24 protein-coding genes and 6 tRNA genes are annotated in these 26353 nt (G+C 40.5%); 23 read left to right on the top strand and 7 right to left on the bottom strand.

What is annotated here, in order from left to right:
* The first annotated feature begins 285 nt into the window (after positions 1-285).
* On the top strand, positions 286-606 hold the full coding sequence (locus CAP51_RS15445; RefSeq protein WP_087621640.1) for a hypothetical protein: 321 nt from the start codon (positions 286-288) through the stop codon (positions 604-606).
* Between the two features lie 30 nt (positions 607-636).
* On the opposite strand, the gene CAP51_RS15440 is transcribed toward CAP51_RS15445, so the two are convergent.
* Entirely contained in the window at positions 637-1059 is a 423-nt protein-coding gene (locus CAP51_RS15440; RefSeq protein ID WP_087621639.1) for a hypothetical protein, read from the bottom strand.
* Between the two features lie 168 nt (positions 1060-1227).
* On the opposite strand from CAP51_RS15440, the gene CAP51_RS15435 reads away from it, so the two are divergent.
* The 3 genes from CAP51_RS15435 (at position 1228) to CAP51_RS17360 (ending at position 3464) form a co-directional block, all read left to right on the top strand.
* A complete protein-coding gene (locus tag CAP51_RS15435; protein ID WP_087621638.1) occupies positions 1228-1416 on the top strand; it encodes a hypothetical protein in 189 nt (62 codons plus the stop codon).
* A gap of 127 nt (positions 1417-1543) precedes the next feature.
* The gene (locus tag CAP51_RS15430; RefSeq protein WP_087621637.1) at positions 1544-3133 is read left to right on the top strand and encodes a mechanosensitive ion channel; all 1590 of its coding nucleotides are present in this window, start codon (positions 1544-1546) and stop codon (positions 3131-3133) included.
* A 184-nt stretch (positions 3134-3317) separates the two neighbouring features.
* Positions 3318-3464 (top strand): hypothetical protein, encoded by a 147-nt coding sequence (locus CAP51_RS17360; protein WP_171294810.1) that lies wholly within the window; start codon positions 3318-3320, stop codon positions 3462-3464.
* A 7-nt stretch (positions 3465-3471) separates the two neighbouring features.
* On the opposite strand, the gene CAP51_RS15425 is transcribed toward CAP51_RS17360, so the two are convergent.
* Positions 3472-4668 (bottom strand): BaiN/RdsA family NAD(P)/FAD-dependent oxidoreductase, encoded by a 1197-nt coding sequence (locus CAP51_RS15425; protein ID WP_087621636.1) that lies wholly within the window; start codon positions 4666-4668, stop codon positions 3472-3474.
* Between the two features lie 118 nt (positions 4669-4786).
* Here CAP51_RS15425 and CAP51_RS15420 point away from each other — a divergent pair, with 118 nt between their 5' ends.
* Positions 4787-5158, top strand: a complete 372-nt coding sequence (locus CAP51_RS15420; protein WP_087621635.1) for a DUF4870 family protein — start codon at positions 4787-4789, stop codon at positions 5156-5158.
* Here the strand turns inward: CAP51_RS15420 and CAP51_RS15415 are convergent.
* Complete coding sequence (locus CAP51_RS15415; RefSeq protein ID WP_087621634.1) at positions 5155-6024, bottom strand: 1-aminocyclopropane-1-carboxylate deaminase/D-cysteine desulfhydrase; 870 nt, start codon at positions 6022-6024, stop codon at positions 5155-5157. The two genes, CAP51_RS15420 and CAP51_RS15415, sit on opposite strands and share 4 nt — an antisense overlap.
* A gap of 71 nt (positions 6025-6095) precedes the next feature.
* On the opposite strand from CAP51_RS15415, the gene pdxA reads away from it, so the two are divergent.
* From pdxA to CAP51_RS15370, 9 genes are all read left to right on the top strand, one after another.
* Positions 6096-7076 (top strand): 4-hydroxythreonine-4-phosphate dehydrogenase PdxA, encoded by a 981-nt coding sequence (gene pdxA, locus CAP51_RS15410; RefSeq protein WP_087621633.1) that lies wholly within the window; start codon positions 6096-6098, stop codon positions 7074-7076.
* Positions 7077-7113: 37 nt separating this feature from the next.
* Positions 7114-7929, top strand: coding sequence for a 16S rRNA (adenine(1518)-N(6)/adenine(1519)-N(6))-dimethyltransferase RsmA (gene rsmA / locus CAP51_RS15405; protein ID WP_087621632.1), 816 nt, complete (start codon positions 7114-7116; stop codon positions 7927-7929).
* Positions 7930-8781, top strand: a complete 852-nt coding sequence (locus CAP51_RS15400; protein ID WP_087621631.1) for a symmetrical bis(5'-nucleosyl)-tetraphosphatase — start codon at positions 7930-7932, stop codon at positions 8779-8781. It begins immediately after the preceding gene.
* A 161-nt stretch (positions 8782-8942) separates the two neighbouring features.
* Positions 8943-9326: a twitching motility response regulator PilG gene (pilG, locus tag CAP51_RS15395; RefSeq protein ID WP_087621630.1), complete on the top strand. Its 384-nt coding sequence runs from the start codon at positions 8943-8945 to the stop codon at positions 9324-9326.
* A gap of 43 nt (positions 9327-9369) precedes the next feature.
* Positions 9370-9738, top strand: coding sequence for a response regulator (locus CAP51_RS15390; RefSeq protein ID WP_087621629.1), 369 nt, complete (start codon positions 9370-9372; stop codon positions 9736-9738).
* A gap of 3 nt (positions 9739-9741) precedes the next feature.
* A complete protein-coding gene (locus CAP51_RS15385) occupies positions 9742-10266 on the top strand; it encodes a chemotaxis protein CheW (RefSeq protein WP_087621628.1) in 525 nt (174 codons plus the stop codon).
* Positions 10267-10312: 46 nt separating this feature from the next.
* Positions 10313-12385, top strand: coding sequence for a methyl-accepting chemotaxis protein (locus tag CAP51_RS15380; RefSeq protein WP_087621627.1), 2073 nt, complete (start codon positions 10313-10315; stop codon positions 12383-12385).
* A 173-nt stretch (positions 12386-12558) separates the two neighbouring features.
* On the top strand, positions 12559-17922 hold the full coding sequence (locus CAP51_RS15375) for a hybrid sensor histidine kinase/response regulator (RefSeq protein ID WP_087621626.1): 5364 nt from the start codon (positions 12559-12561) through the stop codon (positions 17920-17922).
* A gap of 30 nt (positions 17923-17952) precedes the next feature.
* A complete protein-coding gene (locus tag CAP51_RS15370; protein WP_087621625.1) occupies positions 17953-18408 on the top strand; it encodes a hypothetical protein in 456 nt (151 codons plus the stop codon).
* Between the two features lie 61 nt (positions 18409-18469).
* On the opposite strand, the gene dapE is transcribed toward CAP51_RS15370, so the two are convergent.
* The 3 genes from dapE to CAP51_RS15355 all read right to left on the bottom strand — a co-directional run bounded on the left by dapE (position 18470) and on the right by CAP51_RS15355 (position 20907).
* Complete coding sequence (dapE, locus tag CAP51_RS15365) at positions 18470-19603, bottom strand: succinyl-diaminopimelate desuccinylase (protein ID WP_087621624.1); 1134 nt, start codon at positions 19601-19603, stop codon at positions 18470-18472.
* A gap of 150 nt (positions 19604-19753) precedes the next feature.
* Positions 19754-19897 (bottom strand): entericidin A/B family lipoprotein, encoded by a 144-nt coding sequence (locus CAP51_RS15360; RefSeq protein ID WP_087621623.1) that lies wholly within the window; start codon positions 19895-19897, stop codon positions 19754-19756.
* Between the two features lie 149 nt (positions 19898-20046).
* Positions 20047-20907, bottom strand: a complete 861-nt coding sequence (locus CAP51_RS15355) for a DUF1853 family protein (RefSeq protein WP_087621622.1) — start codon at positions 20905-20907, stop codon at positions 20047-20049.
* Positions 20908-21006: 99 nt separating this feature from the next.
* On the opposite strand from CAP51_RS15355, the gene CAP51_RS15350 reads away from it, so the two are divergent.
* The 9 genes from CAP51_RS15350 (at position 21007) to CAP51_RS15310 (ending at position 23420) form a co-directional block, all read left to right on the top strand.
* Positions 21007-21393: a YbaN family protein gene (locus CAP51_RS15350; protein ID WP_087621621.1), complete on the top strand. Its 387-nt coding sequence runs from the start codon at positions 21007-21009 to the stop codon at positions 21391-21393.
* A gap of 164 nt (positions 21394-21557) precedes the next feature.
* Positions 21558-21633 (top strand) — tRNA-Val (locus CAP51_RS15345).
* Positions 21634-21659: 26 nt separating this feature from the next.
* Positions 21660-21736 (top strand) — tRNA-Asp (locus CAP51_RS15340).
* 37 nt (positions 21737-21773) lie between these two features.
* Positions 21774-21850: transfer RNA gene (locus tag CAP51_RS15335), tRNA-Asp, on the top strand.
* 98 nt (positions 21851-21948) lie between these two features.
* Positions 21949-22024, top strand: a tRNA-Val gene (locus tag CAP51_RS15330).
* 63 nt (positions 22025-22087) lie between these two features.
* A tRNA-Asp gene (locus CAP51_RS15325) sits at positions 22088-22164 on the top strand.
* Between the two features lie 113 nt (positions 22165-22277).
* Positions 22278-22353, top strand: a tRNA-Val gene (locus tag CAP51_RS15320).
* Positions 22354-22370: 17 nt separating this feature from the next.
* Positions 22371-22751, top strand: coding sequence for a DUF2750 domain-containing protein (locus CAP51_RS15315; RefSeq protein WP_087621620.1), 381 nt, complete (start codon positions 22371-22373; stop codon positions 22749-22751).
* A 189-nt stretch (positions 22752-22940) separates the two neighbouring features.
* The gene (locus tag CAP51_RS15310; protein ID WP_087621619.1) at positions 22941-23420 is read left to right on the top strand and encodes a DUF2750 domain-containing protein; all 480 of its coding nucleotides are present in this window, start codon (positions 22941-22943) and stop codon (positions 23418-23420) included.
* 71 nt (positions 23421-23491) lie between these two features.
* Here the strand turns inward: CAP51_RS15310 and CAP51_RS15305 are convergent, their stop codons facing one another.
* On the bottom strand, positions 23492-26239 hold the full coding sequence (locus CAP51_RS15305) for a PepSY domain-containing protein (RefSeq protein ID WP_087621618.1): 2748 nt from the start codon (positions 26237-26239) through the stop codon (positions 23492-23494).
* Positions 26240-26353 lie beyond the last annotated feature (114 nt).

The raw sequence follows: 26353 nt of genomic DNA, 5'->3' as shown, positions 1-26353 counted from the left end.
TGTCTGCAAAATAATGTTTTTCAATTAATTTGTTTTTTTAGCGGTATTTGACCGAGTTTGCAGCGGACAAATGGTTTTGCCTACTTTTCCCGAAAGAAAAGTAGGTCGAACCGAAGGTTAAACCAGATATATGAACCTATAATGTAAGACTCCGTCGTGATTCTTTCATTGAAATTAATTTTATCTATATAAAACAAGTGCTTTTATCCAGAACTGATGTTTATTTACACAAACTTAAATCTAAACCTTATATCTCGAAGGACGTTATCGTGTTGTGAGGTGTAAATGAATGATATAGCAGCACAGAAAATTGGATTGATTCCTCTCAAAGCATTTTTTGTAGGCTTGGGATTGGCAATCATAGCGATTTTACTTAATCTTATTTTTCCCTATCAGAGTGGATGGCCGGCACTTTCCAGAGCTGTAGTCTTCATTTTTATTTTAATGGCTGCTGGCGTATATAGCGCCGGTTTTTTTATCGTTTCATTATATTTGTGTTGGACGTATAGCAAGCATGCCGATTTCAATGTGGTGCCAGCACAATGGGCAGCAGGGCTGTATGGTAGTACTATAATTCTTTTGCTTTTATTTTGGTTTTCAATCTAAAAATTTAATTTCAAATATATTCGATAAAAATTAATGAACAAACATATCCATAAATTCACGAATTTCCTTGATGGCATGATCGACATCGCTACATAACCAGGTTGGATCAAAAATGCTGGCGTAAGATTCCATTTGATCGGGTGCCACGACAAGGCGTATCAGACAATCTTCCTCCTGTAAGCGCCACGGAGTAAGCACCAGGTCATTATCAATAAATGCATTAAAATCATGAATATCTATAATCATGGCATTGATACATTCTGGAAATGGCATTAATGAGAATTCTTCGATACGACGACGGCAGTATTCGATATCACCCCAGGTCAATTCGGAATCAGGTTTGCAAAATTTAATAATTCCCACCAAATGTTGGTCACGTGTCTTATGTAACCAGCATTGATGACTAACATCGGTAGCGAGAGATAGACTAACAGGGATCAGGCGATAAGCCATATACGGCAACACCAATAAAAAAAGGTGAATTATTATATATGCCAATTGCTAAACTTCAAGCTAAAAAATAAGCATACAAAGTTAGCCAAAACGATACATTTTAAAACACATACACTTAGCTTGCTTTGTTAGCATAAAAAATATACGAATTACAAGGAGTAATATGCAATGACTTCACAACAACCAAGTAATGATCCCGAAGAACTGAGTCCAAAAGAAAAGACCAAACGAGTGAAGTATATCGGGATTGCAGTTGCTCTGTTTTTCATTATTTGTTTGATCATTATGTTGATTAATATCAAACCAAATCCAACGGAGTTACCGGCACAGCAAAATAATCAGCAACAGGAGCAATAGCCAAGAACGATATATGTTTAATAATCTTTTATTTGATATCAAAGTCAAGTAAAGAGTAAGTACCAATAGAGAACAAGCAACGGGCTGTCTCTATCGTCAAAAATAAATTATAAGGGGAATACTGTATATGAACGATCAATTTGGCTTTAATCACCCAGGGTCAGGGCAGAGACTTGATTTCTATTACTTTTGGGATCAATTCCATCCAATACTTGGTGCAATTGCGATCTTTATCGTGGGTTGGATTGTCGCTTTATTAATTTCTGGAGGGATTAAAAAGCTGCTTGCAAAAGTTCATCTCAATCAGAAACTTAATCAGTCAACGCAAACAGGTACAGATATTGAGCAAATTTTTGCCAGAATTATCTTTTGGTTTATTTTAATCATTGCCATTGTGGCTGGCTTAAATGTACTGAATCTGCATTCGGTGAGTGCACCATTTGCCAATATGGTCGGTGAAGTACTGGCATTCATTCCGACTTTAATTGCTGCGGCAATTGTGAGTCTGGTGGGTTGGCTAGTTGCGACACTGGTTCGTGCGGGTTTAAGTAAAGCATTGGCACGTACACAGATTGATGAAAAGCTCAGTCAGGAAGTGGGTGTTGCACCTTTAAGTAAAAATATTGCTGAAATTAGCTATTGGTTAATTTTATTAATATTTTTACCGATTGTGCTGTCGATCCTTGGCTTAAATGGTTTGCTTGCACCGGTACAGGTGATGGTGACAGAAGCGGTTTCATTTATTCCGAATCTGTTTATTGCAGGTATTATCGTTTTTGCAGGATATATTCTTGCCAAAATTGTACGTGGTATTGTGGAAGGCTTGTCCAATAGTCTGGGATTACAGACACAGGCAGAAAAAATTGGTGTATTTAAACAAACCAATTTACCAAAATTACTCGGCTCATTTGTATTTACTGTGGTGATTATTACTGCATTGATTATTGCATTTGATGCACTGGGTGTGGAATCGATTTCCCAACCTGCAACTTCAATGTTGAATCAAATTCTTGCCGCTATTCCTAATATTTTAGGCGCTGCAATTATTCTGATTATTGCCTATGTGGTTGCGCGCTTTGTTGGGCAATTGGTGGCAGAATTGCTTGCAGGTACAGGCATTGACAATATTCCGGCGAAACTGGATGTACAACGCTTTTTGGGCGAACAAAAAATTTCTAGCTTTATCGGATTTTTAATTGTGTTCTTCACCATGCTGTTTGCCACAGCAGAAGCTGCAAACCGACTGGACTTTGGTCAGGTTAGTGCTTTGATCAGTATGTTTATCCAGTTTGGTGCAAATATTCTGTTGGGTGCAGTGATTCTGGTGATCGGTTTCTGGTTAGCCAATACCGTTGCCAATGTGGTTCAACGTGGTGAATATAACAGCTCACGCTGGTTGGGTAATTTGGTTCGTATTTTGATTATGGGTCTGGTCATTGCCATGGGCTTACGTGCTATGGGTATCGCAGATTCTATTGTCAATCTCGCATTCGGTTTAACACTTGGTGGTGTAGCAGTTGCATTTGCACTGGCCTTCGGTCTTGGTGGTCGTCAGCCAGCAGAACGCTTGTTAACTAAATTGATCGATAAAGCTGAGAAAGAGGCGAATCAACCTAATCCGGTTACACCTCCGACTGACTCAAACGCAGCGGTAAATTTACCAACAGGTGTTGCAGACATTAATCTTCATCCAGAAGATGACCAACACAAACTCTAATCCCTACGCTTAAAATCAATAGATTTAAGTGTTGAGATAAAAGCCACTTCGGTGGCTTTTATTGTTTCTTCAAGGTGATCGTGGCTTAAATATATTGTTATGTAACTTGTCAGACAATTTATAAGAATAAAATTTGATCAAATATTTAAAATAATTAACTATTCATTAAATTGTGAGAGTTGGCATGAAATATCGTCCAAATGTGAAATTTATCCCAGCATTGATTGTCGGGACAATGATCTTTTTTATCGGTTCTGCCATAAAATTTGTGTTCTACCGTGATACAGAACAGGAGCAGGAAGAAAGCTTCATTGAAAATGCAAAAAGCTGATGAAAGGCTAGACGACTTCACCTGCAACAAATCCTGATGACCATGCCCACTGAAAGTTATAGCCACCCAAATGTCCTGTGACATCTAGTACTTCGCCAATAAAATATAAGCCGTGTTGTTTTTTACTTTGCATGGTTTTTGAGGATACTTCATCGGTATTTACACCACCTAAAGTAACTTCGGCAGTACGGTAACCTTCTGTGCCAGATGGCTTGACAGTAAAGTCCTGTAGTTGTCCGGCAATGTCCTGCAAAATCGCATCACTCAGTTGACCAATGTGTGTTTCACTATATTTTTGCCAAATCCAGTGCTGTAATTCCAGCACCACACTTTTGGGTAAGAACTCATTCAATAAAGTTCGCAATAAAACTTTTGGTTGTTGCTGTTTTTTTTGCAGTAAAAAATCTATGACATCCAGTTGGGGGAGAAAGTTAATCTGAAAGGCTTGTCCAACATCCCAATAATTGGACAGTTGTAAACTGCTGGGGCCGCTTAGACCACGATGGGTAAAGAGCATGGCTTCATTAAAACTGGTTTGATCATTACTCAAGGTTACATCAATCGCATTACCACTGAGTTTTGCCGTGGTTTCTTTAAATTGATCACTAAAGGTAAATGGCACCAGACCTGCCCGCGTTGCATAGACATGATGTCCAAACTGTTTTGCAATTTGATAGCCGATACCAGAACCGCCCAAACTTGGAATGGATAAACCACCACTGGCAATCACCAGTGATTCACATTGAAATTGACCGCGATTACTGCTGATCTGAAAATAAGCGTCTAATTTTTCAACCTGTTGTACTTCGGTGTGTGCATGAATATCAACATTTTGCGTTTGCTGACATTGATCCAGTAGCATCTCCAAAATATGTTTTGCACCATCAAGGGTAAATAGTTTGCCCAAATCACGTTCTTCATAAGCAATGTTATAATCGCAAACCATGCCGATAAAATCCCAGTTTGTATAACGGGATAAGGCAGAAATAACAAAATGCGGATTGTGACAAATATAATTTTCCGGTTCGACCGAGAGATTGGTAAAATTACATTTTCCACCACCCGACATCAGAATTTTTTTACCGATTTTATTGGCTTTTTCCAGCACTAAAACTTTGCGTCCCCGTTTGCCTGCCTGTGCGGCACACATCAATCCGGCTGCACCCGCACCAACGATAATGACATCAAAAAAAGTGTTAGACATGCCGAGCTCGCAGGATAAAACGCTAAATTATACGGTTCCTTGACATGAAAGTGTAGAAAATCATATCGAGGTATGTTATAAAAAATGATAATTATTCTTAAATAGAAAGAGACATTTTATGGATATTCATAATAACTCAACTCAGACTAGCCCTGATTTTTCCAATAATGAATCATTGCGACAATATACATTGGTGATCTATATTCTCTATGCGATCAGTATTTTGGTGGGAATTACCAGCATTGTCGCTATTATCATGAATTATATTAAACGTGAAGAAGTGCAGGGAACATGGTTACAAAGCCATTTTGACTGGCAAATCAAAACTTTTTGGTACACTTTGCTGGGCTGTATTATTGGTTTTGTCTTAATGCTGATTTTAATTGGTTATCTGGTGCTTGCAGCCGTCAGTATCTGGTTTATTTACCGTATTGTAAAAGGCTTGATTGTATTTTTGGACAATAAGCCAATTGGTAATGGCTGGTTTTAATGACTTGCGGCAAAAGCTTGTAAGCCACCAGTATGAATAAATAAAATTCGGGTTGATGCAGGAAAATAATTATCCTGTATCAGCTTGTAGAGCTGGTAGAATGCCTTGCCAGTATAAATGGGTTCCAATGGCACATCGTATTGCTGTTGGATTGTGGCAATAAAATCTGTCAGTTCGGGGTTAAATTTGCCATATCCGCCAAAAGTTTCTTCAGAATAAATAGACCAGTTATTTTTCGTGGTCCATTGCTGGATTTCTGTTGTTAAAAAATCACCTTTTAATGCACAAAATCCAATCACATGTTGCTGTGCAGAACTGCGATTGATTAAGCCAGAAATTGTGCCGCCTGTTCCTACTGCACAGCAAATCACATCAAAATTTTCCCGATCATACTCAGTTAAAATTTCCTCACAGCCTTGAACAGCCAAAGCATTGCTTCCGCCTTCGGGAATGATATAGGTGTCGGGATAACGCTGTTGTAATTGTTGTAAAAATTCGGGTGTATGTTTTAGTCGATAATCCTGCCGCGAGATAAAGTCCAGTTGCATGCCCAAATTTTTTGCAGTTGCTAAAGTGGCATTTAAGTTTTGATGCTGTAATTCTTGTCCTCGAATCACCCCGATACTGTGAAAGCCATATTCATGTGCAGCATGGGCAAGCGCAAAAATATGATTAGAATATGCACCGCCAAAACTCAAGAGCTGGTTATATCCTAGCTGTCTGGCAGCCAGCAAATTATATTTGAGTTTAAAATATTTATTACCGGAAATATGGGGATGAATCAGATCAAGTCGCTTGATCATGATGTTAATATCATTGTCGAGCGAGATTTTTTGATAAGGAATAGCAAGTACTTGATCAAACATGGAGAGAAAAACTTTAGCTTTGCTGTAATTCTTGCGACAATACTACAATATCCTGAATAAATTGAAATACGATGAATGCAAAACTGCCTTTATATGTCACCAGTGGTGAACCTGCCGGAATAGGTCCTGATATTTGCCTTGATCTGGCAGAGCGTGTTGATCAGCGACCGATTGTGGTGTTGGCAGATCGACAATTATTACAACAACGTGCCGAACGATTGGCCAAAGCGGTAGAATTGGTTGACTATTTCGGACAAACCGAGCCAAGTGCTGCTGGGCAATTATATGTGCAGCATATTCCATTAAATGTCGCGGTAACACTTGGACAACTCGATGCAGGTAATGCCGACTATGTGATTCGTCAACTTGATTTTGCAGCAGAGAAGGCATTACAGCAACAAAGTGCCGGGATCGTGACTGCACCAGTACAAAAATCGGTCATCAATGATGCAGGTCTGGCATTTAGTGGACATACCGAATTCTTTCAGGAAAAAGCTGGTGTTGCCCGTGTGGTGATGATGCTTGCCACCAAGAATTTACGGGTTGCTTTGGCGACGACACATTTGCCACTGCGTAAAGTGGCGGATGCCATTACCGAACAGCGACTAACTCAGGTGATTGATATATTAATTCATGATTTGCAAAGCAAATTTAAAATTGCCGATCCGAGAATTTTGGTTTGTGGTTTAAACCCGCATGCCGGTGAGGGTGGTTATCTGGGTGATGAAGAAATCAAGGTGATTAATCCTGTATTGCATCGCTATCAACAGCAAGGCATAAACATCAGTGATGCGATGCCGGCGGACACCTTATTTACCCCTGAGCATTTGCAGCATGCCGATGCAGTATTGGCGATGTATCACGATCAGGGCCTGCCTGTGTTAAAATCACAGGGCTTTGGTGAAGCGATCAATATTACACTGGGTTTACCTTTTATTCGTACCTCAGTCGATCATGGTACTGCCTTGAGTCTGGCTGGAACAGGACTGGCAAAAAGCTCAAGTTTGATGGTCGCAACCGATCTTGCCTTACACATGGCACAGTCTGCATAGATTTTAGAACATTGAATAAACCATTAGGAAGAATTGCATGTATCAAATTAATGCCCTAAACCCAAAAGACGAAGGGCATCAGGCGCGAAAACGCTTTGGTCAGAACTTCTTGCATGATCAGCGTGTGATCGAAAAAATTGTACGTGCAGTCAATCCACGACGTGATGATAACGTGGTGGAAATTGGACCGGGTCTGGCAGCATTAACGTCACCGCTGATTGCAGAAGTTGATCATTTGACAGTGGTTGAACTGGATCGTGACTTGGCTGCGGGTCTGCCGAATCGCGTACCACATCCTGAACGTCTCACGATTGTTGAAGCGGATGCGCTAAAGTTTGATTTTTCCAGTCTGGCAACAGAAAAGCCTTTGCGCGTGGTTGGAAACCTGCCTTATAACATTTCTACGCCTTTGCTTTTTCATCTGGTACAACAGGGTAAAGTGGTCGAGGACATGCACTTTATGCTGCAAAAAGAGGTGGTAGAACGTATTACCGCGGCACCGAACAGCAAAGAGTATGGTCGTCTTTCTGTCATGTTGCAGTATTATTGTAAGGCAACCTATTTATTTGAAGTGCCGGCAGGTGCATTTAATCCGCCGCCCAAAGTGACCAGCGCAGTATTTCGTTTGGTACCTTATCTGGATAAACCAATCATTGCGAAAAGTGAGAAAAATCTGGCAGCACTGGTTGCACATGTGTTTACCCAGCGTCGTAAAACTTTGCGTAATAGCTTAAAAGGTAAACTGGATGAAGCGGGTTTTGCACAGGCTGGCGTTGATCCGATGGCACGACCAGAAACTTTGTCTTTGACGCAATTTGTTGCCTTATCTGATGCATGTATAGAGTTATTTTAGATGAACACTGATGTTAAAAAAAATCGTCACAACTATGTGATTGGTGATTTACAAGGTTGTTTTGCTGCACTTAAAGCTTTACTCAAAGAAATTCAGTTTGATTCGGCACAGGATTTTATTTATTTTGCTGGGGATTTAGTGGCAAGAGGGGAGGATTCACTTTCTTGCCTGCGTTTTGTCAAAAAACTGTGTGATCAGGGTGCGGCTGCAACAGTCCTGGGTAATCATGATTTAACCCTGATTGCGACGGGTCGTGGCTTTAAAAAAATCAAGGAAAAAGATCATACTCAGCCTATTTTTGAGGCCATTGATGGCAGTGATTTGATTGACTGGTTACGTCATCAACCTCTATTGATTGAAATTAATGAAAATACGGTGCTAACCCATGCCGGTATTCCACATATTTGGTCATTGGCTCAAGTCAGACAATATGCCAAGGAAGTTGAGCAAGTATTGCAGTCAGATCTGGAGACACTGGACCATTTTCTGTTTGAGATGTTTGGTGCAAAACCAGATATCTGGTCTGATGATTTAAAAGGGAATGAACGATTACGTGTGATTGTCAATTATTTAACCCGGATGCGGATTATTGATCAGGCCGGACATCTGGATTTTGACTTTAAGGAAAGTTTGGATGATCCAATGCCACAAGGGTTTAAACCTTGGTTTGCATTTGAGAGTCAGATTGCAAAAACGAATGACATATTATTTGGACACTGGGCAGCATTAGAGGCCAAAGAAATTCATCCGCATATTGTTGCGCTGGATGGCGGTTGTGTCTGGGGCGGAAAGCTAGTTGCCTATGAAATCAATACTCGACAAAAATACTCAATTTTTAATCCTTTAGTCTAAGCATATTAATTGATTTTATTGTGATTTACATCACAATATATTTTTTATGAATTGGCAAAGTTTGATTGGAAAAGCGGGGTATCTATGTTAAAAATGAATAATAAAATGTAGTGTCGTTGTATTAAATACGATATGAATTTGTTTTTGGGATCATGAGTAAAATGGAAGAAAAACTTCGCAATTTAAAAGTAATGATTATTGACGATTCAAAAACGATTCGTCGAACTGCGGAAACATTGTTGCAACGTGAGGGGTGTCAGGTTGTAACTGCAATTGACGGTTTTGATGCCTTGGCAAAAATTGCCGAAACCAATCCGGATATTATTTTTGCAGACATCATGATGCCAAGGCTAGATGGTTATCAGACTTGTGCCTTGATTAAGAATAATCAAAATTATCAGAATATTCCCGTGATTATGCTGTCCAGTAAGGATGGTCTGTTTGATCAGGCAAAAGGCAAGATTGTGGGCTCGGAACAGTATCTGACGAAACCGTTTAGTAAAGAAGAGTTATTTGAAGCAATTAAGAATCATGTAGCACTGTAAGTACAAGAACAGGCGTTTATACGATTTAAAATAGGATTTTTGTATGGCTAGCATCTTAATTATTGATGATTCTCCAACCGAGACATTTCGTTTTAAAGAAATTTTAAGCAAACATGGTTTTAGCACGATTGAAGCCACCAATGGTGCAGATGGTGTCACCCTCGCAAAAACCGAACAACCCGATCTGATTCTTATGGATGTGGTGATGCCGGGTGTGAATGGATTTCAGGCAACCCGTCAAATTACCCGGGCGCCGGAGACCAAGCATATTCCAGTGGTTATTGTCAGTACCAAGGATCAGGCCACAGATCGTCTATGGGGAAAACGCCAGGGTGCCAAGGATTATCTGGTCAAACCTGTAGATGAAACCAAATTGATTGAAACCATCAATAGCTATTTGCATGTGAAATAAATTATGGCAGCTAAAGGATTTATTGAACTGCTGCGGCTGGCAGATCGTGGCAAAAAAAGACAAGTAAGCCTGATCGATTCAGAATCCAGATGGTCCGGTGTTGCATTTGAGATATTGGGTAAATATTTTGTTGCACCGCTAGGGGATGTTGCCGAAGTGATTTATCTGCCGGAGTGGACACCCATTCCAAGAACCAAAGTCTGGTCTTGTGGTGTTGCCAATCTGCGCGGAAGATTACTCTCGATTACAGATTTATCGGCGTTTATTTCAAATTCTGCAACAGAGATCAAACCGACCAGTAAAATTTTATGTTTGTCTCATCCAGAACATTATTGCGGGGTCATTGTCGATCAAGTCTTTGGTATCCAGCATTTTAATACGCAAAGCTATTTTAAAAAATCTGATGAACTGTCGGAGTATCTCAATCAATTCTGTCAGGGGTATTTTATTCATCAGAACAAACCTTGGCATGTGTTTATGCTAAGAGATTTGTTAAATAGTCAAAGTTTTATGAATCCATCATTATAGTCATAGCAGTTTTGCTAAATTATTAGGTATTTAGGGGAGAGCTTGCATGGGCTTGGGTCTAGGAAAAAACAAAAGTAATCAGGTGCGGTCTACCAATCCTGCATTCAATAAAGCAAGAAAATTATTAGATCAACTTGCCTCGTTCTTTGGTGGGGATCGACAGCAAGCGATCCGATATCTTGGTTTATTATTTGTCTCGTTGCTGGTATCCATTATTTTATTCTTTGCGGTGCTTTGGTCCAATAGTCGTGAAACAACGTTAACACGTAATATTGGAGACTTACGTTTACTGTCACAGCAAATCTCGAAACAATCCGCAGAAGCTGCTGTACAGGGTGATGAAAAAATTGTCAATGAGTTAAAGCAAAGTCAGGCTCAGTTCAATCAATCCTTGGATACTGTGGTAAATATTCACAGTAATGATGACAAAATTGAAAAACTGGTGGCGGACTGGAAGACTACCAATAGCAACATTGATTTAATTGTAAAACGTCAAAAAACCATTAGCACATTACAAGGTTTAGGTTTGCAAATTACCGAAGCCATTCCGGGAATGCAGTCCGAATATAACTTGCTGGTCGATGAAATGACACGTGCCGGTTATTCTGCTTCACAAGTTGCTTTGGCTAAAAACCAAGTCTATCTGGCCGAACGTATTTTGCGCTCCATTAATACAGTATTGACTGGGAATGAAAACTCTGTTGAATATGCCGATAACTTTAGTACCGATACTGAAACATTCGGTACCTATTTAAATGGCCAGCTCAATGGTAGTGCAGAAAACGGGGTTGAGCGTATTGGTGATCCCAAAATGCGCCAAATTCTTGAAGGTATTCAAACTGAATACAATCAAGTCTTAAAAAGTGCTGCGGTAAATGTATTGGTCAACTCTGCACCATTGCTGGAAGTGCGTCAGGCGTCATCAAAAATATTTAGTACATCTGACGAATTGCTTGCCACTTTGAATTCGCTTGCAGAAGAAACCCATTCCTACGTCACCCTGTTATCGATTCTACTGGCCATCACTGTATTGGCAGCAGCATTTGCGGTTTATAAATTACTTAACCTGCGTAACAAAGCCGACCAACAACGTGTATTGGGCTTGCAGGAAGAATATGATCGTAACCAGAATGCGATTTTACGATTACTCGATGAAATTGCCGATTTGGCAGATGGTGATTTGCGTTCGTATGCAACGGTATCCGAAGACTTTACCGGTGCAATTGCCGATTCGATTAACTTTGCGATTGACCAGTTACGTGATCTGGTTTCCCGTATCAACACGACATCGGAAGAAGTAGCAAAATACTCGCAGGAAACCCAACACATTACGATGCAATTATCAGAAGCGTCTGAACACAATGCGCAGGAAATTGCGGGGGCCTCTGCTGCGATCAATCAAATGGCAGTCTCAATTGACCAGGTATCGGCAAACTCACTGGAATCTGCCGAAGTGGCGAAACGTTCGGTTGATATCGCAACCAATGGTGCAAATGTGGTAAACCGTACCATTGAAGGGATGGATACCATTCGTGAACAGATTCAGGAAACGTCAAAACGTATTAAACGTCTAGGTGAATCTTCTCAGGAAATTGGTAACATCGTCTCGCTGATTAACGATATTGCCGACCAGACTAACATTCTGGCATTGAATGCTGCAATTCAGGCCTCTATGGCAGGGGAAGCAGGTCGTGGTTTTGCGGTGGTTGCCGATGAGGTACAACGTCTCGCAGAACGCTCTGCAACGGCAACCAAACAGATTGAATCGCTGGTAAAAACCATTCAGGCCGATACCAACGAAGCGGTGACATCAATGGAATTAACCACCACCGAGGTAGTACGGGGTACAACGCTTGCCAAAGATGCTGGTATTGCACTTGATGAGATCCAAAACGTATCGGGTACACTGGCAAGCTTGATTCAAAACATCTCTGATGCTGCGCGTGAACAGGCAGGTTCTGCAAGTCATATCTCGCAAACCATGAATGTGGTACAGGACATTACCATGCAGACTACTTCCTCTACTATGGAAGCGGCGCGTTCTGTGACTGAACTTTCGCATATGGCTGAAGCTTTACGTGAATCTGTAACTGACTTTAAGTTACCGGAAAATATGTAATTATGTTATATCAGGTGCCATCATGGGGGTGCACCTGATTGACTCCAGCTTATATTGAATAAAATGTATTTGCTCATACGAACAACAAATGGATTCTCAGATTGAAATAGAAAGATCGGGTTTGAAAATTTATTGTTCACACAGCATTTGATGGTATAGAAGAAGCAAAGCTTATGAACGAAGTTTTAAAAGAATTAATTAGTCATATTGAGCTTCCTACTGATCAATTGAAAGATCAGGACCCAGAAATTCGTGAAATTTTTATTGAAGAAGTACAGGAAATTATCGAGTTTCTGGATTTTGCATTGCCGCAGTGGCTTGATAATCCATCAAATCAGGCGATTCTGACCGATATACGTCGTTCTTTTCATACCTTAAAGGGTTCTGGTCGTATGGCGGGTGCCTTACCATCTGGTGAACTTGCCTGGGCGGTGGAGGAAATGTTAAATCGTGTGATGGCAGGGGTGATCGCACTAAACAAAGATGTACAGGAACTGGTTTATTCTGTTGCAAGCTTATATAAAACACTGGTTCAGGATTTTGAAAGCGGTGATGGTCATCAGATTGATATCCGTCCATGGATTGTGACAGCAAATCGGTTACGTGACATGCAGGAAGTTGAATCTGTATTACGTTTCACCATTGATTATTATCAAACCCAGGATATTCCGACTGAAGATGTCGGTGAAAGTATATTTGAATCTCACACATCACAGCCTGAGATTGAGGAAACGATTTCAAGTCCAGTAGAGCTTGACAAGCTTGAACCTGTAGAGGATGTGGAACATACTGAAAATATAGAAGAAATCAATCATCTCGTAAAAGGTGAAAATATAGATGATGCTGAAAGTGTAGCCGATATTGAAAGTGTCGAAGATCAAACACTGGAAATCTTTCTGGAAGAAAGTACAGAACATTTACAGATTATTTCTAGCTTTTTGCATTTACAACATGAACCTAGTGTTGAAGAATTTAACCAGTTGATCCGGGCTGTACATACGATTCGTGGTAGTTCTGGCATGGTGGGTGTTGATTCGATTTTTGCAGCCAGTAGCAATGTAGAAAATGTGTTTAAACATATTGATCAGGATCGATATCAGCAATTAAACGCAGAAAAACAGTTATTACTTGAATATCATGAATATGTGAATGCCTATATCGGTGTGTTGTCTGACGATAAGACATCTGATCAATTGGTCTTGCTAGATCAGGCTTTTGCAAATACTTTTGCTATGTTCGAGGCGGATTATGGTGCCGATAGCAATGACAATAATACGCAAGGGCTGGTTTCCAAGCTTCTGGATTTAGGGATTAATGATTTACTTGATGCCGAGTTTGCTTTTGTTGAAGAAGCCGAAGCTGGTCTAACGGGGTATTTGATCAGTTTATTAGAACAAGCTGAAGTTTTACAAACGCATTTGAATGCCAAACAAACTGAGTCCTTACGTAAAATTACCCAGTATTTAGAACAGTGTTATCAAGCCCTATTGGCTCAAGAAATTTCTGTAGAACAGCATCTGGATGTATTACAAAAAGTTCAGGCTTTACATCAATATCTGATAGAGGCTTTTGATGGTCTGGCATCAGGTCAGAATGTTGCCATTACTCATCTGGTTGAGGCTGAGTTTGAGCAAGTATTGGCAGATATTCAGGCGATTGATGTACATTATACTTCTCTAGACTTGGCGGACAGTGTATTGCCTGAAAGCGCTTCATCTGAAAGCACTTTATCTGACGATCCTGTGTTGCAAGGTAATAACACAGAACATGCAGATATCGAAAGCAGTGATCATATACAAACACAACATGCCAATACAGTATTTGATGCCGAATTGCTAGATATCTTTCTAGAAGAATCTGATGAGCTTGTGGCTGCAATGGATGCAGATTTTAATCTTTGGGAGCAGAATCCTGAAAATACACAGGTTTTAAAGGATTTATTTCGTTATTTGCATACCTTAAAAGGTGGTGCAAATATGATTCAAGCGACCCATTTAGGTGAGATTGCACATGAGCTGGAAAGTATTTATGAGCGTATCTTAAGCGGTCGGATTCAGCCGTCTGTCACAGCGATGCAAAGCATACGGTATGCACAAGATGAGATTGCTGCACGTTTGCAACGATTACGTGAGCATGCCATTGATGAGGACAATCCTGATCTGATCGCTAGTTTAAGAGCGATTTCTCATGCGGAACAATCTGGTTTACAGGCTAAACCAACCATTGTATTTGACGATGTAGACGAGAGCAACGCAGAGCAGACAGCCACATCTATATTTTCTGAGCATGTGGATTCTGTCCAGGATCAAGTGCAGGATGCCGATCAGGATCAATCTACTGCACAGCATCATTCAATTGATTTTGAATATGTTGCACCAGATTTTTCTGTTCAACAGACTTCAACTTTGGATCAGCCAGATCAGGTTATTACATCGCAAGATGAACAACACCATGCCGAATTCATGTCTGAGCCACAAGGCTTTGATGATGAGCTGCTGGACATCTTTCTGGAAGAGTCTGATGAACTGGTTGCGGCAATGGATACCGATTTCAATGCGTGGCAGCAGAATCCAGAAAATACACAACTTTTAAAAAATCTGTTTCGCTATTTGCATACCTTAAAAGGTGGGGCAAATATGGTTCAGGCAAGCCATCTTGGTGAGATTGCACATGAACTGGAAAATATTTATGAACGTGTATTGAATGGGCAAATTGTGCCTTCTACACAAGTCCTGCAAACGATTCGTTATGTACAAGATGATATTGCCATTAGATTGCAAAAATTACGTGATCAAGCCATTGATGAAGCAAATCCTGCTTTAATTGCCGATTTACATCGCATAGCAGCAGGTAAGACAGTTGCTGATTTGAGTATTCAGTCATTGGTGCAACATGACCAGTCTGAGGTTGATGCACAAATCATTGAGACTAATACGGATACAGCAACAGAAAATCTAGCCGCAGAACATATCTCAGCAGACAGTACGGCAACAGAAAATACGATTACAGATGCTGCTCAACATATTCCAGAATTGCCTGAATCTGTTAACTCTGATGTTGTAGAGCCGGTTTCTGTTGAAACTCAGGATCAACATAGCGCTGAAACAGCCTTGTTATCTGCTGAAGTACCAGTAGAAGTAGATAAGCTTGATTCTACGATTCCGCCACTGCTCGCACAGGCGATTGCTGAAGGTGATGAAGAAAAAATTGTCATTGTGGAAAGCTATATCGAAGAAGCACAGGAATTGCTGGAACAAGGCGAAACCGTATTCGAGCAATGGCGTAATGATCGTAATAACCGTCGTACTTTGCTGAATTTGCAACGTGCATATCATACCTTGAAAGGTAATTCCCGCGTTGTGCATGAACAGTTGATTGCTGATATTGCATATCAACTTGAAACAGTATTTGAGCGGTTTTCAATTCATCAATTTACATCCGAACGCTATGATCATCTAATTCAACAGGCGCAAGCCTGGTTGCATCATGCCATTTTAAATGGCAGCTTTGATGGTGCAAGTGAGTTAAAAGCGCGTCTGCAAGCGATTAAATATCAGGATTCACTGCTGCCTGCCGATGAAGAGCTGGGCAGTGAAACGATTGACTTTGCTACAGTTGTACAATATGACATGGTACAAGGTGATGGCTCGACACCACCACCGATGTATGCAGAAGTTGAGAAGAATCAGGAAACACAGGCACAGGAACAAATCCGTATTTCTGCCGATTTGGTTGAGAAAATGATTGACCTGTCTGGTGAAAGTGCCATTAACCGTTCCCGTATCGAACTGGATTTGGGACAAATGAATTTCACTTTGTCGGAAATGGAACTTGCCATTCAGCGTCTTGCGGATCAGCTGCGTCGAATGGAAGGTGAGTTGGAAACACAAATTCTGGTGAAACATGAAATAACAGGTCAGCGTTATGGTGAGTTTGATCCACTAGAAATGGACCAATATTCGGCATTGAATCAGTTGTCAAAATCACTGGCGGAATCTGCATCGGATTTAATTGATTTTAAAACCACATTATCGGAAAAAATTCGCGATACAGAGAATTTGCTATTACAGCAATCCCGTATCCAGAATGAATTACAGCAAAGTTTAATGGGTACACGTCTGGTACCATTTACCCGATTGCTACCTCGTTTACAGCGTTTAGTACGTCAGACTTCTACACAGCTGAATCGACCAGTTGAGTTGAATATTGAGAATACCGAAGGTGAGTTGGACCGTAACATTCTGGAGCGTCTGGTTTCTCCACTTGAACATATGTTGCGTAACGCAATTGACCATGGGATTGAAGATCCGGAAACCCGTAAACAACTGGGTAAATCTACAACAGGGCATATCAATTTAAATATTGCCCGTGAAGGCAATGATATTCTGGTTATTTTTTCTGATGATGGTCATGGTATTGATGTCAACGCAGTTAAGCAGAAAGCCGAGCAAAATGGCCTGATTACCCCGGGAATGCAGATCAGTGATGTCGATCTGATGCAATATATCTTCCATTCCGGATTAACGACTGCCAAAAAAGTCACGCAAATTTCTGGACGTGGTGTCGGTCTTGATGTAGTACAAAGTGAAATCAAATCACTGGGTGGTCATGTTAGTGTTAATTCGGAATTAGGTAAGGGGACAGAGTTTACCATTCGTGTACCGACTACTGTGGCAGTCAGTGATGCCTTAATGGTCCGGGTTGGTGATCAGCAATTTGCTTTACCACTTACACAAATTGAACGTATTGTCCGCGTATCACCAGTGGCATTGACCGAATATTACGACAGCAAGGCTGAACAGTTTGAGCTGGATCAGACTTCTTATCGCTTACGTTATGTCGGTGAGTTTGTGACCGGACAAGCAAAACCTGTATTTAGTAATATGGGTTCCTCCGTACCCGTAATTATTTTTAATAGTGCTGGTCGTTCGGTTGCATTACAAGTAGATCAATTGGTTGGTTCTCGTGCGCAAATTGTGATTAAACCTATTGGTAAGCAAATGTCATCCGTCGGTTCAGTCGGCGGTGCAACCATTCTTGCTGATGGTCGTGTCTGTCTGATTCTTGATGGACAGAATATTTCACGACTGGTATTAACCACTGCCCGGGCACATCGTGTTGAACATATTGTGCAGCAGCCTGTGGAAAGTCGCGTATCTCGCAGAACTGTGATGGTGGTCGATGACTCGGTAACTGTACGTAAAGTGACTTCGCGATTACTGGAACGTAACGGCTTTGATGTCGTAACGGCTAAAGATGGTGTAGAAGCGATAGAAAAACTGGCATCGATTACACCAGACTTGATGTTACTGGATATTGAAATGCCACGTATGGACGGTTTTGAAGTGGCAAATTACATCCGTCATGATTCACAACACAAGCATTTACCGATCATCATGATTACTTCACGTACCGGTGAAAAACATCGTGAACATGCCTTTAGTTTGGGTGTGAATGATTATATGGGTAAACCTTTCCAAGAAGCAGAACTTCTGGACAATATCCATAAAATTTTGGGCATGGAAAAAGTTTTTTAATTCAAAAGATGCATTTAAAAGGAGCCGATAATGCAACAGGATATTGTGCATGAGTCAGCACTGGATTTAACACAGGAACAGATTCAGCGTCTGATTGCGACATCAACAGGCTTTATCGAAGCTTACGTTATTCCTGTGTATGGCGATGCTCCAATCCTTTTGCCACAGAATATGGTGCTATCCGCAATGAATGTACCGGCAAATGTGAGTGAAGTTGAATGGCATGATAAGCATCTCCCTACGTATATAGTGCATCGACCAGAGCTACACGAGGTGACTGCACTGGTGATTGAAGGTGATGATGAGTCGACACGTTTTGCGATCCTATGTGATGCAATGCCGGATAGTATGCGCTTGCGTATTTCGGGTGTATTGGATGTGGAGAGAGAAACACCAAAATTTGTTTATCAATACGTTAAAGTGGATGAGCAACAGTATCAAATTCCACACTTAAGTAATATTCAAAAAGATTTGTTTCAGAACTAAAATTCAATCGAAACTTGCTGGTGTATTCATACAACCAGCAAGTGCTTTAAAACAAATTCTATTAAGTGAGTAAGTTGATTAGGATCTGTTCATAGATTTCGGCTAATGGTTCCAGATCATTCACGTTGACGTGCTCATTGATCTGATGGATTGTGGCATTTAACACACCGAGTTCGATCACCTGTGCGCCTGTGGGTGCAATAAAACGTCCATCAGAGGTGCCGCCACTGGTGGACAGGGTGGTTTGTCTGCCTGTTACGGTTTCAATGGCTTGTTTCGCTGCATTGACCAATTCGCCCACAGGGGTTAAAAATGGCAGTCCAGATAAAGTCCAGTCAATATGATAATCGAGTTGATATTGATCCAAAATGGCATACACGCGTTGTTGCAAGATGTCTGCTGTGACTTCGGTAGAATAGCGAAAGTTAAATGTCACTGTTAATGTGTCTGGAATGACATTGGTTGCACCAGTTCCTGCTTGAATATTGGAAATCTGGAAACTGGTGGCAGGAAAGTATTCATTGCCATTGTCCCAGACTTCTTTACACAGTGTGTCTAGTGCGCTAGCTGCCAGATGAATTGGGTTACGTGCCAGATGAGGATATGCGACGTGGCCTTGTTTGCCTTGTACCGTTAATACACCATTGAGTGAACCACGACGACCATTTTTGATAATATCACCCAATTCATTGGTACTAGAAGGTTCCCCCACTAAACACCAGGTGATTTTTTCTTGTCGTGCTTCGAGTGTTTCGACTACCTTCACTGTGCCATTAATTGAAGGGCCTTCCTCATCAGAGGTAATTAAATAGGCGATGGAACCTTGATGATCTGGATATTTTGCGACAAAACGTTCAGTTGCGACTACCATTGCGGCCAATGCAGTTTTCATGTCTGCACTACCACGTCCATATAATTTTTGATCTCGAATTTCCGGTTCAAACGGCGCAGAATCCCATGCTTCTAGTTTTCCAGTCGGGACAACATCAGTATGTCCTGCAAAGCAAAATACTGGTGAAGCAGTGCCTTTACGTGCCCATAAATTATCAACATCTTCAAAACGCATAGGTTCAATCTCAAAACCGATCTGAGTTAAGCGATCTGCAATGATGGTTTGGCAATGGTGATCTACAGGAGTAACGGAAGGTTGTTTGAGTAGTTCTAAACTTAAAGCAAGCGTATCTGAATGTTGCATGGAGAAAGGCTATACATAATGAATTATTGTAATAGTATAACAATTTTAGGCTGAAAATAACGAAAACTGCATAAAAAAATACCCCTTACAATGAATGTAAGGGGTAATGCATCTACGAAATTGTCACAGATTTAACAGCTGACACGTAGATTACAGTTTTTTCTGAGTATCCGTTGCAGCTTGTGAAACTTTATCACCCGCTTTTGAAACGTCCTCTCCAACACCTTTAAATGTGTTACAACCAGTAATTACAACAGCAGATAGAATTGCGAAAGTTGCTAGCATTTTCTTCATCAGCTTACTCCATATATTTCAATAATTGTTTGTTATGAGGATTTGTCTAAGACATGATTAGAATGCTTGATTTAATGCGGTTTTTCAGTGAAGAATAGGTTATATCTTGTTGCGTTACTGTATAAAATAAAGATTTTATGCAAATAGCACTATACTTTTATATTAAAAAGTGATTTATGCTTGGTTAAACGTAACATTAAAAGATGATTTTGTACGGCATCATAATATAATCCATCTGTCCACCAATGAATTAAATCTATATCGCTATTTTCAGTGTCGAGAAAAGGGCACAACCATTCCTGTCTATGTAAGCGTCGCCATTTGCCTTTGGTAGGAATATGATCCAGCCATTTACCCAGCCGACGAGCGCAGTTTAACCAATTTGGAATATTGGCATGATGAGTAGGTAAATAGAGTTGACCTTTAACAATGGCAGAGCGATGTTCAATCGGATAACCGAGTGCATGATCAAACTGAAATTGCTTTTGATTAAGATGATCGAGTTTATGCACAAAAGTATCTTGTGGATTTAAACCAATCCATTGATTTAAACTTAAATCGGGGGCAGCCAAATAATATTTTAAACAGACTTCCCAGTGTTCAATACGATGATTGATTTTATTTCTTAATAAAAAATCGATTTCTCCCAGCGTTTTCCCACCGCAATGACTTTGAATACTATGTCCTAATAACTCGAAATATTGATTTTGAGTATCCTGTAACCAAAACCATAATAATGCTTCAAATCTCAAACCAAGTCGGGTACTTTTAATCTTTGATAAAAACGCAATTAATTCCTGCGGGTGATGATCTAAATCATAAAGACGGGGCTGATAAGCAGCATAATAATTTTGCCATGCCTGATCATTATGCAGATCAATGGTACGGGTGAGTGTAATTTCTTCGGGAAAATGGTGAATAAGATTGGGACTGGCAATTGCAAATGCCAATTGCCTGACAATAGGCGTTTTGAAATTGAACCAAGGCTCAAAATAATGTGATGAAGACATGAGCAAAAGTGCTTTTTGAGAAAAATCTCATTGGGAAAGTATACATACTACAGAGTGAAAAACTTTATACTAGCACTATTCCTCTTTTGAGCAACTTTCATGCGTGTAATTTTTTGGCGATGCTTGGTGGTTATTTTTATCATACTGGGTGTGATAGGCGCAATTTTACCAGGAATGCCAACAACAGTATTTTTAATTCTCGCCGCATGGGCAGCATCAAAAGGGTGGCCGGAAATGGATGCATGGTTACTCAATCATCCCAAATACGGCCCTACATTAAGAAACTGGCGGGAAAATGGTACTGTACCTAGACGGGCAAAATGGATAGCGTCCATCATGATGTTGATCAGTGGAGTGATCATGTTATTCACTAATGCGCCATGGTGGGTCAAATTGTTTACAGATACAGTGATGCTGGTTGTTGCCATTTGGTTATGGTGTCGTCCGGAGCCGCAAGCACCAAAGAATGAGCAAATTGAACGTTAAATTTAACGGGCAAATTGAGGTTGTTTAAAAAAACAACGAAAGCAAACTATTTGATCTTTAAAATATTTATTTTTTAGACAATTGAACTGAAATTTTAAAAAAATGCGTAAAAGCGTTTGACAGGCGATAAAGATTCTCTATAATGCACCTCACAAACACGCTATGGGCGCTTAGCTCAGTTGGTAGAGCGTCTGCCTTACAAGCAGAATGTCGGCGGTTCGATCCCGTCAGCGCCCACCATAGTTTGTTTGAGTACAAGATTTAATGCAGCGGTAGTTCAGTTGGTTAGAATATCGGCCTGTCACGCCGAGGGTCGCGGGTTCGAGTCCCGTCCGCTGCGCCATTTAAGTTTTGTATGTGATTTAAGTTTTTTATATAGTGCAGCGGTAGTTCAGTTGGTTAGAATATCGGCCTGTCACGCCGAGGGTCGCGGGTTCGAGTCCCGTCCGCTGCGCCATTTTATAAAGACTTAAATATTTATTGATGTTCTAGATATAACGTATTACGTTTGTCTTGCGTCAAAAAATTTGATTATTAATCAAATTTTTTTCCTCAGGGCGCTTAGCTCAGTTGGTAGAGCGTCTGCCTTACAAGCAGAATGTCGGCGGTTCGATCCCGTCAGCGCCCACCACTTATCCTTTGAGTGGTTAAATATAAAAGGAAATGACCTGAATTTATGTAATAAATTCGATATGCAGCGGTAGTTCAGTTGGTTAGAATATCGGCCTGTCACGCCGAGGGTCGCGGGTTCGAGTCCCGTCCGCTGCGCCATTTTATAGGAATTTAAATTTTCTATATGGCAAGATCCTGATGATGCTTTTAGATATTACGTATTGTGTTTATCTTGCATCAAAAATTTGATTATTAATCAAATTTTTTCCTCAGGGCGCTTAGCTCAGTTGGTAGAGCGTCTGCCTTACAAGCAGAATGTCGGCGGTTCGATCCCGTCAGCGCCCACCATATTTGAATTAAAAATAATGAAAAATCCATATTTCAGTTTCTCAAAATCTCCTCAATCAAAATCTTATGCTCAAGATGAACAGTATTATGCTTTTATCGAGCAAATCATTCAGCAACAGTTTTTATGGGGTATTGCAACAGCACATTGGTCTTTGTGCTTTGATGCAGGTGGGCAAAAAGCTTTTCCTATTTGGGCAAGTGAAATCAATGCAAAGTTATGTTGTTATGAGGAATGGCAAGATTCCAAACCACAAAAAATAGCATTACAGGCATTGATGCAAGAGATCATTCCTTATTTGATCCAGCACCAATATTCGCTAGCGATCAATCGCACACCTTCTGGTGAAGCATTATTTGTTGATCCAAAACGCCTTCAGGAAGAAATTATTCTGGGGTGATTCAGTATCCTTTGCCATTTGGTAAAGTCCTTTCGTAAGTTCTTTTGATTATTTAAGCTTATTTTTATTGTTCAAGTACGATGTGCTGTACGAGATTCTTTAACACATCTAACTTTTCATTATTCTCTAAAAAATTTAATATTTACGTTCATTCATGGATTGAATGAATTGCTTACGTTAATTTAATGGATAGAAAAGAAGAAAACCTATGACCAATCCAGATCGGTACAACAGTGTGCTGTAAATCTGGATACATCACTTGAGCGCTATCGCTATTTTATTAAAAGTATTGTGGAAAAACGATGTGTTTGGGGATTGTATCACGATGGCTGGGCCATTGGTGCCACGTCCTATGGACGAAACTCTCTGCCAGTCTGGGCAGATAAAACCTTTGCGAAACTATGTCAGACTGAGGTATGGGCAAAATACCAACCTGCGGAAATGACGCTAGACAATTTCATTTTTAAGGTGTTGCCTTATGCTGCTAAAGAGAAAGTATTGTTATCAATTATGATGACACCAGAAGGGCGGAGTGTATTTCTGGAACCGAGTAAAGTATTGATGGATTTAAAAAACTATTTATATGAAATCTATACCAAATCACCAGAATTTTTTAAAGCTCATCCAGATATTCCATTACCCCGTAAGATTCGTATCCATGCCATATAAAACAAGCCCTTCATTTTATATAAAGAAGGGCTTGTTGGGGTGATTTAAGGTTTTAAATCTGGTATATCGCCTTAGTATACATCTCGACGATAACGATCTGTTTGACGTAATTCATTGAGTTTTTCTTCACCCAATATGTCAATCAGTGCCTGTTCTACGCCACTTGCCATACCATCGATGCTACCACAGATATAAATGACAGCACCTCCCTCAATCCATTCAATCACGCGTTGTTGTTGTTCAAGTAATTTATCCTGTACATAAGTACGTTGTGCCTGATCACGGGAAAATGCAAGATCAACATATTGCAGATGTTCAGTCTGTTGCCATAATTCAATTTGTTTTCGATAGAAATAGTCGACGCTGTGTTGACGTTCACCGAAAATCAACCAGTTTTGAATAAAGCCCAATTGTTCACGTTGTTTTAACAGACTAAGTAAACCGGCAATACCTGTCCCGTTACCAATAAACAGTGCAGGGCGATTATCATCAATCAGGTGGAATGATGGATTGGTACGAATGCGTGCTGGCAAGGTGATGCCTTGTTCGGCATATTCAGTTAACCAGCCGGATCCCAAACCGAACCCGTCAGCAAGTTGTTTTTGACGTACCACTAAACGAAGGAATCCTTCATTGGCAATACTGGCAATAGAGTATTCACGTGAAGGCAGATCGCTAAGTTGCAGGAGCTGTTGTTCCGAATTGGATTGAAGATCGATTGACTGCGTGAGATTCTTATAACGTAATACCTCGTAGGTTGAAGCATTATTTTCCAGTTGATGTTGCTCGATAAAGTCGGCAATACGTTGCTGGCTATTTCCTGGCTGAATTTCAGCAATGTCACCAGCATGCCAGGATTGATCATGTAAGGGTTTAAGAATCACTTCAAATGCAGGTTCCCCCAGACTGCCCTCATTGAGCAGATGGCGGGATACCAGTTGCCAGTCATCGAAGGTTTTTTCGTTAATAATTACCTGTACATCTTTATGGGTGATATTTGCCAGTGCAGTGTACCAGCGCTCTAAATCAGTTTTATTGCTATTATCTACTTCGACCAGATTAAAGACAGCTTTGGCATTGTTTTCTTTAAGCCAGTTATCCAGTCGATGACCAAAAGTACAATAAGTTTCTGGATATTCTTTAGAACCAAGGGCCAAAACAGCATATTTAAGACCATCGAATTGTGCAGCATGCGCCATATATTTTTTGACAAAACCTACTGCCAGATCCGGTGCATCACCCGTACCATAGGTACTGACTATAAACAATACACGCTGATGATCACGGATATCATCGCTGCTACAATCTTTTAGTGCTTTAACTTGTGCAGGTACACCTGCCTGTTGTAAGGCGCTAGAGGTGTTATAGGCAATTTGTTCTGCTGTACCAGTTTGGCTTGCATAGAGAATGGTCCATGCTTCGGCATTGGCATCAAGGTGAACTACATTGGACTGTTGACGTGCTGCATTGGTCAGTTTTTTCTGTTTACGGCGTTTAAGATAAAGCATCCAGCCGGTCACAAAGAATAATGGCATTGCCAGAGAGGCCAGCATGGCAAAAAACTGATAAATCGGCCCCATAAAGCTACCACGATGCACCGGTAGCATACTGCTCATGATTTTTTCGTTGAGCTTTTTATCTGCATATAATTCCATTTTTTCAATGGAAGAATTTTGGTAATCATAGGTTGCACTATTACGCGCGCGTTCATGCTGCGCAATGGCATCGACAAATGAAAGCTCAATTTTGCCATCATTTTGTTTAGGAATATTAAAGGTAATACTTGAATAATCCCGTTTTACTTTTTCTGGGAATTCTACCCATGCTTTATTTAATGCATGGCTAATTTGTTGTGATGAGATTGCTGTTTCATTATTTTGTTCACGACCAAAACCTGCATTACGGCCTTCGCCACGTTGAGCATTTTCCGTGTTGCCATTGCGATTAAAGTTGTTGCCTTCACCTCGATTCTGGCGTCCGCTATTTTCACCACGATTAGCTTGTTCAGCACGGCCCTCACCACGTGGACGCTCTCCATCGGGCTGTTGGGATCTATTATTTCCTCTTTCTCCATTTGGTGCAGCAGGGCGTTCACCACCTTGACCTTGCGGTCTTTGACCACCAGCACCCCCTTGTGTCATCTGCGGACGTTCGACACCCAGTACTTTAAACATGCCGTTACGCCACCAGTCATAAGACCAGTATAATCCTGTCATGGCAAAGATCAGATAAAATACAATAACCCATGTTCCAACTACAGCATGTAAGTCCCAGATAAAATTACGACCTTTTAATTTGGGTTTTACAAATAGCCATTGCCGTACAGAATGCTTTTTCGGCCAGCGCAGATAGATCCCACTTAATACAAAGAAAATCAGCATTAAAGTACATGCACCAGTAATCTGTTTACCCACTTCACCAACGGTTAAATTTCGGTGCAATTGTTGAATAAACTGGAAAAAATCCCGACCCTTGATTTCCGGTAATACCTCAGCAGTATAAGGATTGACCATCATATTATAACCACGACGCTCACCTTCTTTGACGATATTGACCGTAGAAGAGGCATCATCTGCCTGAGCAATGGTAATACTATTGATCTTTAGATCCGGATCTTGCTGGATAAAATGCTGATAAAGTTCATCTGGATTAAGTTTAGGTTTATTCTGTACCTCAACGACATAGCTGTCATGATTGATCCACTTCAGGATTTGCTGTTCATAGGAGTAAATTGCTCCCGTTACCCCCATTAGGGACAGAATTAAGCCTGCTGTAATACCCAAAAACCAGTGTATTTGGAAAAAAGTTTTCTTAAACATGGCAATACGTAAAAAGGTCTGAAATATTGCAGAAGATTATACCTGAACATTTTGCAGATAATATGGATTTGCATTTAATATTTATTCTCATTCTTGTTGTATAAAAAGCCCTCA

The organism is Acinetobacter populi (assembly GCF_002174125.1).
GTDB classification, from domain to species: domain Bacteria; phylum Pseudomonadota; class Gammaproteobacteria; order Pseudomonadales; family Moraxellaceae; genus Acinetobacter; species Acinetobacter populi.
The sequence above is the reverse complement of the archived record's forward strand: the minus strand, read 5'-3'. Positions and strand labels throughout refer to the sequence as shown.